Source organism: Nocardia sp. XZ_19_385 (assembly GCF_015355755.1).
Taxonomy (GTDB): Bacteria; Actinomycetota; Actinomycetes; order Mycobacteriales; family Mycobacteriaceae; genus Nocardia.
Genome location: NZ_JACVEE010000001.1, coordinates 2252611 through 2268447, shown reverse-complemented (window position 1 = coordinate 2268447; position 15837 = coordinate 2252611). Strand labels below are relative to the sequence as shown.

12 protein-coding genes are annotated in these 15837 nt (G+C 67.0%); 6 read left to right on the top strand and 6 right to left on the bottom strand.

All coding sequences use genetic code 11. The annotated features are described in order from the left end of the window. Window positions 1-180 precede the first annotated feature (180 nt). The 4 genes from IBX22_RS10725 to IBX22_RS37410 are packed head-to-tail and all read left to right on the top strand — an operon-like array spanning window position 181 to window position 5925. Complete coding sequence (locus IBX22_RS10725) at window positions 181-1296, top strand: hypothetical protein (RefSeq protein WP_194815135.1); 1116 nt, start codon at window positions 181-183, stop codon at window positions 1294-1296. After that, a complete protein-coding gene (locus IBX22_RS10720; RefSeq protein ID WP_194815134.1) occupies window positions 1293-1961 on the top strand; it encodes a hypothetical protein in 669 nt (222 codons plus the stop codon). The genes IBX22_RS10725 and IBX22_RS10720 overlap by 4 nt, the downstream gene beginning before the upstream one ends. Beyond that, on the top strand, window positions 1958-3931 hold the full coding sequence (locus tag IBX22_RS38275; protein ID WP_194815133.1) for a PQQ-binding-like beta-propeller repeat protein: 1974 nt from the start codon (window positions 1958-1960) through the stop codon (window positions 3929-3931). The genes IBX22_RS10720 and IBX22_RS38275 overlap by 4 nt, the downstream gene beginning before the upstream one ends. Continuing rightward, entirely contained in the window at window positions 3928-5925 is a 1998-nt protein-coding gene (locus IBX22_RS37410) for a protein kinase (RefSeq protein WP_228538291.1), read from the top strand. The genes IBX22_RS38275 and IBX22_RS37410 overlap by 4 nt, the downstream gene beginning before the upstream one ends. Window positions 5926-5935: 10 nt before the next feature. Here the strand turns inward: IBX22_RS37410 and narI are convergent, their stop codons facing one another. The 4 genes from narI to IBX22_RS10690 are packed head-to-tail and all read right to left on the bottom strand — an operon-like array spanning window position 5936 to window position 12917. Beyond that, window positions 5936-6697, bottom strand: coding sequence for a respiratory nitrate reductase subunit gamma (narI, locus tag IBX22_RS10705; RefSeq protein WP_194815132.1), 762 nt, complete (start codon window positions 6695-6697; stop codon window positions 5936-5938). Further along, window positions 6694-7374 carry a nitrate reductase molybdenum cofactor assembly chaperone gene (gene narJ, locus IBX22_RS10700; RefSeq protein ID WP_194815131.1) on the bottom strand — a complete coding sequence of 227 codons (681 nt, stop codon included), beginning with the start codon at window positions 7372-7374 and terminating at the stop codon, window positions 6694-6696. Before narJ ends, narI begins: the two co-directional genes overlap by 4 nt. Beyond that, entirely contained in the window at window positions 7371-9179 is a 1809-nt protein-coding gene (gene narH, locus IBX22_RS10695; RefSeq protein WP_228538712.1) for a nitrate reductase subunit beta, read from the bottom strand. The genes narJ and narH overlap by 4 nt, the downstream gene beginning before the upstream one ends. 12 nt (window positions 9180-9191) lie before the next feature. Continuing rightward, window positions 9192-12917 carry a nitrate reductase subunit alpha gene (locus tag IBX22_RS10690; RefSeq protein WP_194815129.1) on the bottom strand — a complete coding sequence of 1242 codons (3726 nt, stop codon included), beginning with the start codon at window positions 12915-12917 and terminating at the stop codon, window positions 9192-9194. A gap of 425 nt (window positions 12918-13342) precedes the next feature. Here IBX22_RS10690 and IBX22_RS10685 point away from each other — a divergent pair, with 425 nt between their 5' ends. Continuing rightward, window positions 13343-13777 (top strand): YdeI/OmpD-associated family protein, encoded by a 435-nt coding sequence (locus IBX22_RS10685; protein WP_194815128.1) that lies wholly within the window; start codon window positions 13343-13345, stop codon window positions 13775-13777. 13 nt (window positions 13778-13790) lie between these two features. Beyond that, the gene (locus IBX22_RS10680) at window positions 13791-14591 is read left to right on the top strand and encodes a helix-turn-helix transcriptional regulator (protein WP_309234524.1); all 801 of its coding nucleotides are present in this window, start codon (window positions 13791-13793) and stop codon (window positions 14589-14591) included. On the opposite strand, the gene mtnC is transcribed toward IBX22_RS10680, so the two are convergent. Together mtnC and IBX22_RS10670 are read right to left on the bottom strand one after the other, a co-directional pair. Then, the gene (mtnC, locus tag IBX22_RS10675) at window positions 14588-15265 is read right to left on the bottom strand and encodes an acireductone synthase (RefSeq protein WP_194815127.1); all 678 of its coding nucleotides are present in this window, start codon (window positions 15263-15265) and stop codon (window positions 14588-14590) included. The genes IBX22_RS10680 and mtnC overlap by 4 nt on opposite strands. Continuing rightward, window positions 15262-15837 carry an acireductone dioxygenase gene (locus IBX22_RS10670; protein ID WP_194815126.1) on the bottom strand — a complete coding sequence of 192 codons (576 nt, stop codon included), beginning with the start codon at window positions 15835-15837 and terminating at the stop codon, window positions 15262-15264. Before IBX22_RS10670 ends, mtnC begins: the two co-directional genes overlap by 4 nt.

Below are 15837 nucleotides of genomic sequence, written 5' to 3'. Positions count from 1 at the left end.
GCGGCTGCTGAGGCCGGTTTTACGCGATACAGTTTCCCCGCGCTGTACAGCGCGGTCGGTAGGGAGGACTCGACCATGGTAGGAAACAATGGGCCGGGGGACGTGACCCAACAATCGGATCAGCCGGGGGGCGATCAAGGTCCGCCGACGCTGGATCGGGTTGTCGCGGAATATGGTCCGATGCCGGAGCCGATGGTGCGCGCCATGGGTGTGCGCCTCGCCGAGGCGCTGGCAGCCATGCACGCGCTGCGACAGGTGTTCGGGGATCTGCGGCGCGAAACGGTGCTGATGGATGCCGACGGGGCCCGGCTCGGGCGCGCGCACCTGCCCGCCGGCCGGGAAGTGTCGCCCGCCGACGATGTGTACGCGCTGGGCGGGGTGCTGGTGTTCGCCGCGACCGGGCGCACTCCGTTCCTGGAGAACGGGCTGGACGCGCTGCCGCCAGGTCTGCGAACAGTGTTGCGGGACTGCCTGTCCGACGATCCCAGCCGCCGGCCCAGAGCAGGGGAGCTGGCGCGGGCGCTGGCGGACGCACCGGAGCAGACGACGCGGCTCTCGCCCTCGTTCGCGGGCGATACGCAGGCCACGCAGCGATTCTTGCCGGACGCGGCTACCGTTCCGGTGCCGCCCCAATTCGGTGCCGCACAGCAGCATTCACGCACGCGAATGCCGTGGATCATTGCCGCTGTCTGCGGCCTGCTCGTCGTGATCATTCTGGCGACCGTCGGAGTCGTTGCCGCGACGCGCGACGACGGAGCTCAGACAGCCGGTGACACCAGTACCAGTCCGAGCGGAAAAGCCGATCCGGCAACCAAATACACCGCCGCGAGCCTAGGTGATGCGTGTGCCCTATTGGATCTGCCCGCCGCGGAGAAGGTGATCGGCAAGCAGAGCGGGACACCGCTGGGCGACAGGATCGAACTACCGTCGATCGCGGACACGCTCTCCTGCAACACCATGAACGACCACGGTTTCATCATGCTGCACATCGAGCTTTCGGATCAGATGTCGACTGTGCGGCAGCTGTACGACCTGCATCGGGCCACTGGGCTCGGCACAACCGGGTCCGGGGTGACCGCCAAGACGGTAAGCGGGATCGGTGAAGACGCCTATCTCGTTGTGCACGAACCTAATAGCGGCAACACCCAGCAGATCGGATGCCAGCTCGGGTTCCTCCAGTCGAACGTGATCGCCATCGTGAACCTGCACCTGTCCGAGGACGACGGCAGTACCCGCGACAAGCTGGCGGAATACTGCCAGCACCAGGCCAGAACCGTGCTCGGGAGACTGAAGTGACGCAGCAGGGAGCAACGGGGCCGAGCAAGGCGCCGTGGTTGGTGGCGGCCGTGAGCGTGCTCGTCCTCGCGGCGACCGTGGTATTCGCGGTGGTGATGTTGTCCGGCGGCAGCGATGACAAGAGCCCCGCGGGTGCGTCCGGCACCACTACGTACCAGCCCGGCGATCAGTCCATCGACAAGGTCGGTAAGTATAAGCCCGGCAAAGTCGAAAATGCCTGTGCTGCATTAGATCTCGCAGCCATCGAGCGACTCGGCTACCCGGCGGAGGGCAAGCCCATCCACGAGGAAACCAATACCGGGACCGGCGGCAGTCTCGAATGCTCGGCGGGTTTCCAGAACGCGAGTCTCGCCGGGCAGGCGAACTTCGACTGGCATTCCGCCGACGAGCTCTTCGAGCAGTCCAAGGCCAGTGCCATCGCGGCGCCGCCCGCCGGCACCACCGCGGCCGCCCTCTCCAATCTGGGCGCGTCCGCCTACTACACGCTGGAAGACAGTAGCGTTGCCAGCCGCACCGATATCGAAGTGAAGGTGGAGGCGAAGGACGAGAACCTGTTCGTGCGCATCACCTTCCGGGTGTCCGGCTTCGATATCCAGGCCGACCGCGAGGCTGTCCGGCAGGCCGCGGAATTCCAGGCGCGCACCATGATGGACCGCCTGCGGTGACCACCGAGACCGTCGGGCCGTACACGGTGATCGGCCGGATCGGCTCCGGCGGCATGGGCGATGTACTGCTCGGCCGCTCACCCGGCGGACGACAGGTCGCCATCAAGGTGGTGCATCGGCATCTGGCCCACGACACCGAGTTTCGCGCCCGGTTCGCCCGTGAAGTGCAGGCGGCCCGCGCGGTCGGCGGCTTCTACACGGCCGCGGTGGTGGATGCCGACTGGGAGGCGTCGCAGCCGTGGCTGGCCACGGAATACATTGCGGGACAGTCGTTGAAGCAGCTGGTAACCGACTTCGGACCGCTGCCGGAGGAGTCCGTGGCGGAGCTGGCGGCCGGCATCGTCGAGGCGCTGTCGGCGATTCACTCGGCGGGCGTGACGCACCGGGATCTCACCCCGGGCAATGTGCTGCTCACCGAATCCGGCCCGCGCGTCATCGATTTCGGCATCGCGAAGCTGATCACGGAGACGCAATCGGTCACGGCCACCGGCGCCCTCATCGGCACGCCGGGCTACATGTCGCCGGAGCATGTGCTCGGCGGTGCGGTCGGCCCGGCCAGTGATGTGTTCTCGCTCGGCTCGGTGCTCACCCTGGCCGCCACCGGGCACGGGCCGTTCGAGGACAAGAGCACGGCGCGGGTGCTGGACCGGGTAGCGCACGCCGCGCCGAACCTGGACGGGTTGCGCGAAGGGCGGCTGTACCGAATCATCGTGGCCTGCTTGAACAAAGACGCCGACGCCCGGCCCTCGACCGCAGATCTCCTGGAAGCGCTGGGCGATCAGCGCACGGAAACAACGCCGCACCGGTGGCTGCCGCCGCCGATGATGCAGGCGGTGGCGGCGCCGCCGTCGGTCGAGCCGGTGGGACCGGAGCGCAGGACGAGCCGCCGGATGGTGCTGGCCGCGGCCGGGGTGGGCCTGGCGGTGGTGGCGGGCGTGGCCGTCGCCAGTAAGGTCGCCGCGGACCGGCTCCATGTGAAAGCGCCTGCCGCCCAGCGGAGTCCAGGGGGAACGCTGCGGTGGAAAGCCGATGTCGGGACCTTTGTCGGCCTCGACTACGCGCCGGAGCCGCCTGTGGTCGCCGGGAACGCCGTATACACCGGGAGTATCGACGGCTCGATATACGCGATCGAACTCGGCTCCGGCTCGGTTCGCTGGAAAGCTCCTACGCACCGGCAGCCTGCGCACGGTCCAGTGCATTCCGGCGGGAAGGTGTTCGCCGCCAACGTCAGTCGCGGACTGACCGCCTTCGATGCCGCGACCGGAAGCCCACTGTGGGAGAAGGACGGCATCAGCAGTGCTATCGCCGCCGACGGCGGCCTGGTCTTCAGTTCGCTGTCCTCGCTCAGCAATGGGATCGTCGCCTTCGACGCCGCGACCGGGGAGCAGCGCTGGAGCGCACTCACAGATGCGCGCACCAGCAATGTGCCGATCTTCGCCGGCGGTGGCGCGGTCGTGACGGTGACCGATGACGGGGAACTCTGCCTGCTCGATGCCGCGTCCGGCGCGGTGCGCTGGCGGGTGCGCGACACGAAGGAGCGCTTCTACGGACTGAATACCCCGATTGTTTCCGGTGGCGCCGTCTTCATGTCGACCTCGAGCACCGTCCGCGCCTTGGATATCGGCACCGGTACCCAGTTGTGGTCATTCGACCGCTTCGGCGGATCGGTGGCCGTGGTGCGCGGCGATACCGTCTTCGTCTCCGGCTACGACCGGGCCTACGCCTTCGATGCCGCGGACGGCACCGTGAAGTGGCTGTATCGCGCCGAGGACAAGCTGTCCAACGTGCTCGCGGTGGGCACGGACTCGGTGTATTGCGTCGGTGAGAAAAGGCTTTTCACGCTCGACAGTGGTTCCGGCGAGCAGCGCTGGACGTTCGACGCCGAGGGCAAGCTGGGCGGTGTCGCGTTCGGATCCGGCACTGTGTACGCGGTGTGCGACGACCGTAATCTCTACGCGATCAACGCATGAACGCGCCGCAGATTCCGCAGCCGGTGCAGCGACTGGCCGACGACGATCCCGGCACCATCGGAAGGTATCGGCTGCTCGGACGGCTCGGTTCGGGCGGTATGGGCGCGGTTTTCCTCGCGGTGTCGCCCGGGCGGCGGCTCGTGGCGGTCAAGATGGTGCATCCGCATCTGGCCCGGGACCGGGAGTTCCGGCAGCGTTTCGCCCGTGAGGTGCAGGCCGCGCGGGCGGTGGGCGGATTCCACACGCCGGCCGTCGTCGATGCCGATGTCTCCGGTGTGATGCCGTGGAGCGCGACCGAGTACATCGCCGCGCCGGCCCTGGACCAGGTGGTGGCCCGATTCGGGCCGCTGCCGGTGGAATCGGTCTGGGAGCTCGCGCGCGGTATGGCCGAGGCGTTGCAGGCCATCCATGCCGCGCAGGTCGTGCACCGCGATCTGAAGCCGTCGAATGTGCTCATCGCCGCCGACGGGCCGCGGGTCATCGACTTCGGCATCGCCCAGGCCCTGGGTGAGGGCCAGACGTTCACCCTCACCGGCGGCGTGATCGGCACGCCCGCCTACATGTCGCCGGAGCAGGCGCGCGGTGATTTCACCGGACCCGCGAGTGATGTGTTCGCCCTGGGGTCGGTGCTGGTTTTCGCGGCCTCGGGCCGGGGGCCGTTCGGCGACGGTGATGCCATGGCACTGCTCATGCGGGTGGCCAACGGCGCCCCGGATCTCTCCGGAGCGCCACCGGGAACCCTGGGCGACATTGTGGCGCAATGTCTTTCGGGCAATCCAGCGGACCGGCCGCGTCCGGCCGATCTACTCGCCCTGCTGAACCGGCCCGCTCGGCCCGCACCGCAGGACTGGCTACCGCCGGTGGTATCGGAAGGCACCCGCGCGTATTCGCGTGCAATCGCCGATATCACCCAGCAAGCCGACTTCGAATTCGTGCCCGCAACGCGGCGGTTCCGGCCCGAGCTGCTGATCGCACTGCTCGCGGTGATCGCCCTGGTAGTGGCGGGCGGTCTCGCCTATAGAGCGCTACGTGATGCCGGAAACGACACGGCCACAACGACTTCGACCGCACCGACGACTGCTGCGGCCAAACCGGTCCGAATTCCGGCCGAGGTGAGCCCTCGCACACTGTCCATTTCCGCCGACGGCTCCCAGCTCTTCGTTGTCGGTACCACCGGCGGCGGCGAGTTCCTCAGTAGGGTCGGCGGCGTCCAATTCATCGACACGAAGACGAATGCGCCCATCCGCACCGTCAAGTTCGATCTGGACATGTCCGGCGAAGCGGTGGTCGCCCCCGACGGCCGCCGCATCTATGCACCGTCCAAAGCGCGAAAGGTCGTGCGGATCCTGGACGGGGTAACCGGGGCGGAGATCGGTGAGCTGGGCCCGATCGAAGCGCCGAGGGTCGCGGGGATGTCCCGGGACAGCAAGCTGATCTACGTACCCGACGGCGACGGACTCGCGGTATTCGACGCTGAAACGAAAGCCCGTGTCGGAGACCGTATCCCGATCGGCCGCGCGCCTGGTCGAAGCTGGCCGCTCCCGGATGGCAGCAAGTGGTTCATCAGCGAATACGACACGCTGAACCTGGCCGAGAAGGACATCACCGTGTACCAACCCGGCACCGGTGCGATCACCACAATCGGAATCGGCACCAGCCCCCATGACCTGGCCTTCTCCGCCGACGGCACCCGCGCCGCAGTGGCCACCTTCAACGCCAACCGCGTCATCCTTATCGACACCGCCTCCGAAACCGTCACCGGCAGCGTCGATCTCGGCACGCAAACCGCCGGTGTCGCCCTCTCCGCCGACGGTTCCCGCGCCTACGTCTCCTTGCTGTCCACCGCGACCATCGCGGTCATCGATACGGCGACCGCGGCGGTGGTCGACACCATCAGAGCCGAACAGGAGCCCCAAGGCCTGGCCATCTCCGCCGACAACCTCTACGTAGCCAACGCCGGTTCCGGCTCCATCTCCGTCATCGCCCTGAGCTGACCGGCTCCGGTCAGGAGCCCCAGCGCTCCGGGGTGACGGGGGCTTCCCAGGCACCGGCGTAGCGCTTGGTGTCGGGCGCGTTGGATTCCTTTGCGCGGTAGACGATGTAGGGCCGCGTGAGGTAGCCGATGGGGGCGCTGAACATGTGGACCAGGCGGGTGTAGGGCCACATGCCGAGCAGGGCGAGGACGACCAGACCGTGGGCCTGGAAGGTCCAGGGGGTGCCGACCATCAGTTCCGGCTGCGGGTTGAGCGTGAAAAGGCTACGGAACCAGGGGGATACGGTTTCGCGGTAGTTGTAGGTGCCCCACAGCAGGTTGCTGCCCCAGGTGTTGAGCAGGCCGGTGACCAGGGCGGCGGTCAGCAGGGCGTACATCAGCTTGTCGTTGCCGGTGGTGGCCTTGCGGACCGCGGTCACCGTCCAGCGCCGGTACAGCAGGATGCCGACGCCTGCCAGGACCATCAGTCCCGCAACGGATCCCGCTCCGACGGCGATGATGTGATAGGTGTGCTCGGAGATGCCGACCGCGGCGGTCCAGGACTCCGGAATCAGCACGCCGAGCACGTGTCCGCCGAACACCCCGAGCATCCCGAAGTGGAACAGCGGGCTGCCCAGGCGCAGCAACCGGCTCTCATAGATCTGGGAAGATCGTGTGGTCCAGCCGAATTGGTCGTTGCGGTAGCGCCAGACGTGCCCGAGCACGAACGAGGTGAACGCCACGTAGGGCAGGATCAGCCACAGTTCGGTGGGCAGCTGCGGGACAAAGTTCATCGACGGCCTCCGGCGGTGTCGAACATGGCGGGGTCCATCGCGAAGGGGTCGAGGCCGACCTCTTCCTCGGGTGGACCCTGCGCGGCGAGTTCGGCGATCTTGCGGCGGTCGGCGGTGGTCAGCGGCGGCAGCGTCGCGATCACGGCGCCGAGGATCCCGGCGTAGGGAGATCCGGTGTCGGACAGCGACAGCCGCAGCAGCTCGATCACCGGAAGATGCTCGCCGAGCAGCCGTTCGCCGCCGATCGGGTCGACGGTGGCGGCGAATTCCAGCAGCACCGGAAGGTGGTCGGGCAGTTCGTGATCGCCCAACTCCACGCCCGCGTGCTTGTATGCGTGCTTGAACCGCAGCAACGCCATCCCGCGTTTGCGGGTGTCACCGTAGGCGTAGAAGGTCAGGTGCATGCTGGCGCGGCGGCGCAGGTCGAAGGTTTCGACGTAGGAAGCCGCGAGCTCCAGCGGCGGGGTGGCCCGCAGGTGGTCCAGCAGCCCGGTGAAGTAGGGCCGCATGTGTTCCGGCAATTCCGCTGTCGCGCTGGATAACTGGTCCAGCATGGCCAGCGCCGACTCGTTCGGATAGTCCAGCAGCAGTGCTGCCATCCGCCAGACGAGCCGCCGCTCGTGTTCGGAAATCCGGATCGCAGGTTCGGGCCGACGCCGCACTTTCAACAAGCTCATTGCGCTGCTCCGTTGACGGTGACGGACGGCGATCCCGGACCGGCGCCGTTGCCCGCCGGAATCGTCGTGCCGTTCGCGGCAGCGCCGTTGCTGCCGTTGCTTGTTGTGCCGTGGGATCCGGAACCGTTGGCGCCGTTGGTCCCGGACCCGTTGGCTCCAGCGCTGTCTCCCGACCCCCCTGTATCTACCCACCCCGTCGGCTTCGCCTCCTGCCGTCCCCCTTGGGTCGGTATCAGCCCACTGGTGCTCTTCCCATCCCAGTTCAGCAGGTTGATCCGACCCGACTTCTCCTCGGGCGCTGCGCCATTGGTGTCGGTGAGGTGGAACTTCTCCACCATCTGGTCGAACGCGGTCATGCCGGGCCCGCCGTCGGTGTCCAGGCTGCAGCCGGTGGCGAGGGCGTCCAGCTGATGCGCCTCGGAACCGGCTCCGTTCGGAATCACGTACCGGTCTTCGTATTTCGCGATCGCGAGCAGCCGGTACAGCGCCTCGATCTCTTCGGGCTGCAAACGCACGTTCGGCGCGATCGAGGGATCCGGTTCCTCGCCGAGATTGACCGACCGCATGAACGAGCGCATCCCAGCCAGCCGTTGCAGCGCGGCCCGCACCGGGCCCACATCACCGGCGGTGAACAGTTCGGCCAGGTACTCCACCGGAATGCGCAGCGCGTCGATGGCGCCGAACAGGTTTCGCGCGTCCTCGCCGTCGTGGCCGGTCTCGGACAGCACGTCGACCACCGGCGACAGCGGCGGGACGTACCAGACCATCGGCATGGTCCGGTATTCCGGATGCAGCGGCAACGCGATCTGGTAGTCGACGATCAGTTTGTAGCACGGCGAATTCTGTGCCGCCTCAATCCATTCCGGCGAAATTCCGGCGCGCTCGGCTTCGGCGACGACGCGCGGATCGTGCGGGTTCAGGAACACCCCGAGCTGCGAGGGGTACAGGTCCTTGGTGTTGGTGACCGAAGCCGCCTCCTGCACCTTGTCGGCGTCGTAGAGCATGACGCCGATGTAGCGCAGCCGCCCCACACAGGTTTCCGAGCACACCGTCGGGATGCCGACTTCCACGCGCGGGTAGCAGAAGGTGCATTTCTCCGCCTTGCCCGTCTTGTGGTTGAAGTAGATCTTCTTGTACGGGCACGCGGTGACGCACTGCCGCCAGCCACGGCACTTGTCCTGGTCCACCAGCACGATGCCGTCTTCGGCGCGCTTGTAGATCGCGCCGGAGGGGCACGAGGCCGCGCACGACGGGTTGAGGCAGTGCTCGCAGATCCGCGGCAGGTAGAACATGAAGGTCTCTTCGAACTCCAGTTTCACCTTCTCCGACAGGCGGCCCAGCAGCGGGTCCTTGCCGACCTGCTCCGGGCCGGAGCCGAGGTCGTCGTCCCAGTTGGCGCCCCAGGTGACCTGCGTATCCTCGCCGGTGATCAGCGATTTCGGCCGCGCCACCGGAACGGTGTCGGTGGGCGGGCTGGACAGCAGGTTGTCGTAGTCGTAGCTCCACGGCTCGTAATAGTCCGACACCGTGGGCATATCGGGATTGGCGAAGATGTTGAGCAGCCGTTTCATGCGCGACCCCGACTTCAGGGTCAGCTTGCCGCGCTTGGTGAGCGTCCAGCCGCCCTTCCACTTCTCCTGATCCTGGTACTGCCGTGGATAACCCTGTCCCGGACGGGTTTCCACGTTGTTGAACCAGACGTACTCGGTGCCTCCACGATTGGTCCAGGCCTGCTTACAGGTGACCGAGCAGGTGTGGCAGCCGATGCATTTGTCCAGGTTCATCACCATGGCCATTTGTGCCATAACGCGCATAACTCAGTACTCCACCTTCTGCGAGCGGCGACGAATCGTAGTGACCTCGTCGCGTTGATTTCCGGTGGGGCCGTGGTAGTTCAGCGCGAAGGACTGCTGGGCGTACCCGCCGATGAGATGTGAGGGCTTGATCATGATCCGGGTCAGCGCGTTGTGGATACCGCCGCGCTTGCCGCGTCCCGCCTGCTTCTCCGAGGTGCCCTCGATGCGCGGCACGTCCACGGCCCGGTCCTGGGCGTGGTACATGAACACAGTGCCCTCGGGCATACGGTGCGAGACGATGGCGCGCGCCACGACGATGCCGTTGCGGTTGATCGCCTCGATCCAATCGTTGTCGGCGACACCGATTTTCGCGGCGTCCTTCTCCGACATCCAGATCGACTGCCCGCCGCGGGAGAGCGTGAGCATGTGCAGGTTGTCCTGGTAGGCGGAGTGGATCGACCACTTCGAGTGCGGCGTCAGGTATCGCACGGTGACACCGTGCTCGCCGACATCGCCGACGCCGGGTTCGCTGAACAGCGCGGTCATATCCAGCGGCGGCCGGAAGATCGGCAGCTGTTCGCCGAGTTCGATCATCCAGTCGTGGTCGAGGTAGAAGTGCTGGCGGCCGGTGAGGGTGTGCCAGGGCTTGAGCCGCTCGGTATTGATGGTGAACGGAGAGTAACGGCGGCCACCCGTCTCGCTGCCGGACCATTCCGGCGAGGTGATCACCGGAACCGGGCGCGCCTGGGTGTCTTTGAAGGTGATCTGCTTGCCCTCGTGCTCGGCGGCCAGATCCGCGAGCTGGGTGCCGGTGCGCCGTTCCAGCGCCTCGAAACCCTCGACAGCCAGTCGGCCGTTGGTGGTGCCGGACAGCGCCAGGATCGTCTCGGCGGCGTGGGTGTCCTTGGCCAGTGACGGGCGGCCCTGCGCCACACCGGAAACCACGGTGCCGTTCACCCCGGCGAGGTAGGCGACTTCCTTCTCGGGATGGGTGGTGACGCCCTTGGTGGTGAGTCCGAGCGTCTCGACCAGCGGTCCGAGGGCCGCCATCTTCTCGGCGATGTTCGGGTAGTCCCGTTCCACCACAACCAGTTTCGGCATGGTCTTGCCCGGAATCGGTTCGCACTCACCGGCTTTCCAGTCGAGTACGCGCCCACCGGCCTGCGCCAGCGCATCGGGGGAGTCGTGCTGCAACGGCACCGCGACGATGTCATTGCGCTTGCCCAGGTGCTTTTCGGCCATCCAGGAGAACCCGCGGGCGATCCGATGGAAGGCGTCGAAGTCCGTCTTGGCCTCCCACGGCGGCGAGATCGCCGGGGAGAACGCGTGCACGAACGGGTGCATGTCGGTGGAGGACAGGTCGTGCTTCTCGTACCAGGTGGCGGCGGGCAGCACGATGTCGGAGAACAGCGTGGTGCTGGTCATCCGGAAGTCCAGGGACAGCAGCAGATCCAGCTTCCCGGTGGGCGCCTCCTCGCGCCACACCAGCTCCTGCGGCCGCACTCCGGTGGCGTCGGTGGTCTGCACGTTGGAGTCCGCGCCGAGCAGGTGCTTGTGGAAGTACTCGTTGCCCTTGCCAGAGGAGCCGAGCAGGTTGGCCCGCCACACGGTGAGCACGCGCGGGAAGTTCTCCGGAGCGTCGGGATCCTCGCAGGCGAAACGCAATTCGTCGGATTTCAACCCGTCGACGACATGGTCGGCGGCCGACTTGCCCGCGGCTTCGGCTTCATCGGCGAGGTCGAGCGGATTGCGGTTGAACGTGGGGTAGCTCGGCATCCAGCCGAGGCGACTGGCCAGCGCGATGTTGTCGGCCGCGGTGCGCCCGGCGAAGGTGCCCTTGCCCAGCGGTGAGGCGAACGACTGCGAGGTGAACGGGTCGTAGCGCCACTGGTCGTTGGTCAGGTACCAGAACACGGTGCCCTGCATCTGCCGCGGCGGGCGCTGCCAGTCCAAGCCGAAAGCCAAAGTGGACCAGCCGGTTACGGGGCGACACTTCTCCTGGCCCACGTAATGCGCCCAGCCGCCGCCGTTCACGCCCTGACATCCGGTGAGCAGGGTGAGGGTGAAGAACGCCCGGTAGATCTGATCGGAGTGGAACCAGTGGTTGGTGCCCGCGCCCATCAGAATCATGGACCGGCCGCCGGAACGGTCGGCGTTGTCGGCGAATTCGCGGGCGATCCGGATCGCCTGCTGGGCCGGCACGCCGGTGACGGTTTCCTGCCAGGCCGGGGTGTAGGGCTGGGAGGCGTCGTCGTAGCCGGTCGCCCAGTCGCCGGGCAGGCCGTCGCGCGCCACGCCGTACTGCGCGAGCAACAGGTCGAACACCGTGGTCACGCGCCGTCCCGCCACCATGCGCGTGGGGACGCCGCGCACCACCACACCGGCGGTGTCGGTGTCGAAGCGCGGCATCCGCACCGCGACGGGCTCCGCGCCCTCGGTGCCGTACAGCGTCAGCAGCGGGTCGACGCCCTCCAGGTCGAGGTTCCACTTGCCCGCGTCCTCCGCCGTGAACCGGTGTCCCAACGACCCGTTCGGCGCCACGGGCTGACCGGCATCGTCGAGCAGCACCGGCTTGTGCGCCGCGGTCTCATCGCTGGAGCCCAGATCCGCCGCGGTGAGGAACTTTCCTGCCAGCGCGCCATCGTGGTGGTAGTTGCCCTCGGCGTCCCAGCCGGCCGGGTCGTCCATGCACACCAGGTACGGCAGGTCGGTGAACTTCTTGATGTAGTCCAGGAACCGGGGCACCTGCTTCTCGAGGAAGAACTCCCGCAGGATCACGTGGCCCATCGACATGGCCAGCGCGGCGTCGGTGCCTGGCCGCGCCGCCACCCACTCGTCGGCGAACTTGGTGTTGTCGGCGTAGTCGGGCGAGACCACCACGACCTTCTGCCCGCGGTAGCGCGCCTCGGTCATGTAGTGCGCGTCCGGGGTCCGGGTCACCGGGACGTTCGAGCCCCACATGATCAGGTAACCGGCGTCGAACCAGTCCGCCGACTCCGGCACGTCGGTCTGATCGCCGAACACCTGCGGCGAAGCCACCGGCAGGTCGGCGTACCAGTCGTAGAACGACAGCATGGAGCCGCCGAGCAGCGAGATGAACCGCGCGCCGACGGCATGGCTGACCATCGACATCGCCGGAATGGGGGAGAACCCCGCCACCCGGTCCGGTCCGTACTTCTTGATCGTGTGCACGTGTGCGGCGGCGGCGATCTCGGCGGCCTCCCACCACTCGGCCCGCACGAATCCGCCCTTGCCGCGCGCGGTCTTGTATCGCTTGGCCTGCTCCGGGTCCTCGACGATGGATTCCCAGGCCAGCACCGGATCCTTGAGCCGCTCCTTGGCCGCCCGGTACAGCTCCAGCAGCACGCCGCGGACATACGGATACCGCACGCGCGCGGGCGAATAGGTGTACCAGGAGAACGACGCGCCGCGGGGGCAGCCGCGCGGTTCGTACTCGGGCTTGTCCGCGCCGACCGAGGGGTAGTCGGTCTGCTGCGATTCCCAGGTGATCACGCCGTCCTTGACGTAGATCTTCCAGGAGCAGGACCCGGTGCAGTTCACGCCGTGGGTGGAGCGCACCACCTTGTCGTGCGCCCAGCGGTCGCGATAGAACTCGTCGGCGCCGCGCCCGCCTACTTTGTGCAGGCTGCGCTGGTCGTCGGAGATCTCGCCGGTCTGAAAGTATTTCCCCAGCCGGAGCAAAGCATCACCGGCGGCAGCGGATGGCAGGCTTGCAGAATTAACCACGACGCCCCCTTCGGGTGAGTGAATCGGGCTGTTGCACCGACTCTAAGGAGGGTTGGACGCGCGGCAAAATGATTCTCTCACAGCTTGCCGAGGCCGTCTGTGCGTTGTGAGGTCGGCGCAACACACCGGTCACTGCGCGGTTGCGACGAAACTCGCCCGCCATCGATGCGACCAGCCTATATACGGGCTGACCGGGCGAAATGCGGCTTCTGGCAGGTGTTTCGGGGGCTTGGCGGTGAAGCTTTGGAAACCGTGGGTTCTCGGCTGCTTAATATTTGTTTACACAACCGCAGGGTCGCCGAGGCCGCGGCTACGGCGTGCCGAAGGGTCCGGTATCGCACCGTCCGGGGACCATCTTTATCGATCTTCTATCGATTCGCTCGAGGTTTGCCATTTATTCGGCCCGAGCAGATTATTCTGCATTCATGCAGCGATTCGAGGCGGTGATCGAGGCGGCCAGCGGTGGTGGCGCGTACGTGCCGGTGCCGGCCGAGGTCATCGCCGCGCTGGGCGGAGGAGGAAGGATCAAGGTGCAAGCGACCTTCGACAACATCGCCTACCGCGGTTCCATCACGAATATGGGGGCGGGCCCGTGCCTGGGCATGCTCAAGGGGATCCGCGACGAAATCGGTAAGGAGCCCGGCGACACCGTCGTCGTCACCGTCGCACCCGACACCACAGCACGCATCGTCGTCGTCCCCGAAGATCTGGCCGCCGCCCTGGAAGCCGCTGGGGTCCGTGCCGGTTTCGACCAACTGTCCTACACCGACCGGCGTCAGCTGGTCGCCGCGATCACCGAGGCCAAGCGCCCGGACACCCGGGTTCGCCGTATCGAGAAAGCTGTCGCCGCGTCTAGCTGAAGGAGTTAGTGCCGTGCCACGCAAAACCGACATCGCTGACGATCACCTACTACGGCCGCCGAGTTTCGGCGGCCTGCTCCGCAGACTCCGGGACGAGCGCCATATGTCCCGGGAGAAACTGGCCTTCGCGGCGGGGGTGAGCGCCAGCTACATCACCCACCTCGAAGGCGGCGACCGCGAGCATCCGACCAGGGCCGTGGTGGACGCGCTCATCGGCTACCTCGACGGCATCCGCCCGCTGCTGCCGGTCGAGCGCAGGCATCTCTACGATCTCGCCGGTCTCGTCGAAGACGCCTTCCCCAGCGTCGAGAAGCTGCGCTCGGTGATCGACGAGGACATGCGCCAAGGGCTGCTGGTGCACCGCCCTAACCCCGCCAGTTACATCGATACCCGCTGGAATGTGTTGTCCTGCAACGATGTCTACGCCGACATGTTCCCCGGCCTGGTCGAGGACGTGAACGTGCTGCGCTGGTTCTTCGGCAACGAGATGTCGAAGAAGGTCATGGTCGAGTGGGAGCGTGAGGCCGGACTCACCGTCAACTGGCTGCGCGGCCTGATCGGCCAGACCGGCGACACCGCCTGGGCCACCTCGCTCCTCGAAGAACTCGGCGGCTATCCCGAATTCCGCAGCATGTGGGCCGCGGGCGGCACCGCCTACGGCCGCGAAACCCCCGACATGCTGCTGCGCGACCCGCGCACCGGCGACACCTACAACCTGTCCGTGCAGATGTTCCGCGTGGACTCCACCAACCATCCCGGCCGGATGCAGTTCTTCCTCGGCGTCCGCCAGCCCGGCATGACGCCGGCGACCTAGGGCTGAATCTCGGCGAAGGTATCGACCCACCGATGCGGCGGGCGGGGCGGATTGGGCTCGCCGGGTCGGTGGATGCCGACGGCGGACCAGCCCGCTTCGACCGCCGCGTCGAGCTCGTCGGGGTGATCCGACAGGAACAGGATCGCCGCGGGTTCGACGCCGATCACGCTCGCGATCTTGTCGTAGGAGGCGGCCTCGCGTTTCGGGCCGGCGCTCGACAAGTCGAAGTACCCGCTGATCAGCGGGCTCAGCGCACCGCCGCGCGCGAAGTCGAACCAATCTTGTTGATTGCGAACCGAACCCGAGGAATAGACGTACAGCCGCAATCCGGCGGCGTGCCAGGCGGTGAGGGCGGGCGCCACGTCGGGGAAGAACTCGCCGTGCAGCGCCCCGGCCCGGAACCCTTCCGCGCAGATGACGCCCTGCGCGGTCTTCAACGGTTCTGCCTTCACGTCGGAATTCAGCCAGTTACACAGGATCTCGGCGATCTCCGCCGGATCCGCGTCCGGGCGACCAGCCTGTTCGCGGGTGCCTGTGATCACGGAAGCCGCTGCACCGGAGGCATTCTCGGCCAGCCACTCCGGCAGCCGGGCGCGCGTGTACCCGTACAGGTCCTCGCGCACCGAGCTGGTCGGACTGGTCGTGCCCTCGATATCGACGACGACGGCTTTCATCGAGCCGCCAGCAGTTCGTCGAGGGTCGGGAACCCCGAGCTGATCTTGTCGCCGGTGAAATCGCCGATCCAGCCGTCTTCTTCCTCGAAGAACCGGACCGCGACGAAGTCGGGCCGGGTGCCCATGTCGAACCAGTGCAGCGTGCCCGCGGGCACCGAGACCAGGTCGCCCGCCTCACACACGGTGGCCAGCACTTCGTCGCCGAGGTGCAGGTAGAAGCAGCCCTGGCCGGCCGCGAAGAAGCGCACCTCGTCCTCGGCGTGGCGGTGTTCGTCGAGGAACTTCGCCCGCGCGCCCTCGGCGATGGCCGGCCACTCCGGGTTGGCGTCGTCGGGGTGGATGCGGGCGATGTCGATGTGGCGGTAGCGGCCCGAGGCGTTCAGGTTCGCGATGCGTTCGGCGTATTCGGCGAGCAGTTCGTCCGAGGGGATGTCGGCGGCGTTGGTCAGTGTCGGCCAGTGCTCGAAACTGATGCCGCGCTTGGCCAATTCGGCGGTGATCACGGCGTCGTCGTTGGTGCGGACCTTGACCTCGGCGGCGTCGTCGGCAGCCATCACCTGTAGCAAAGTCAT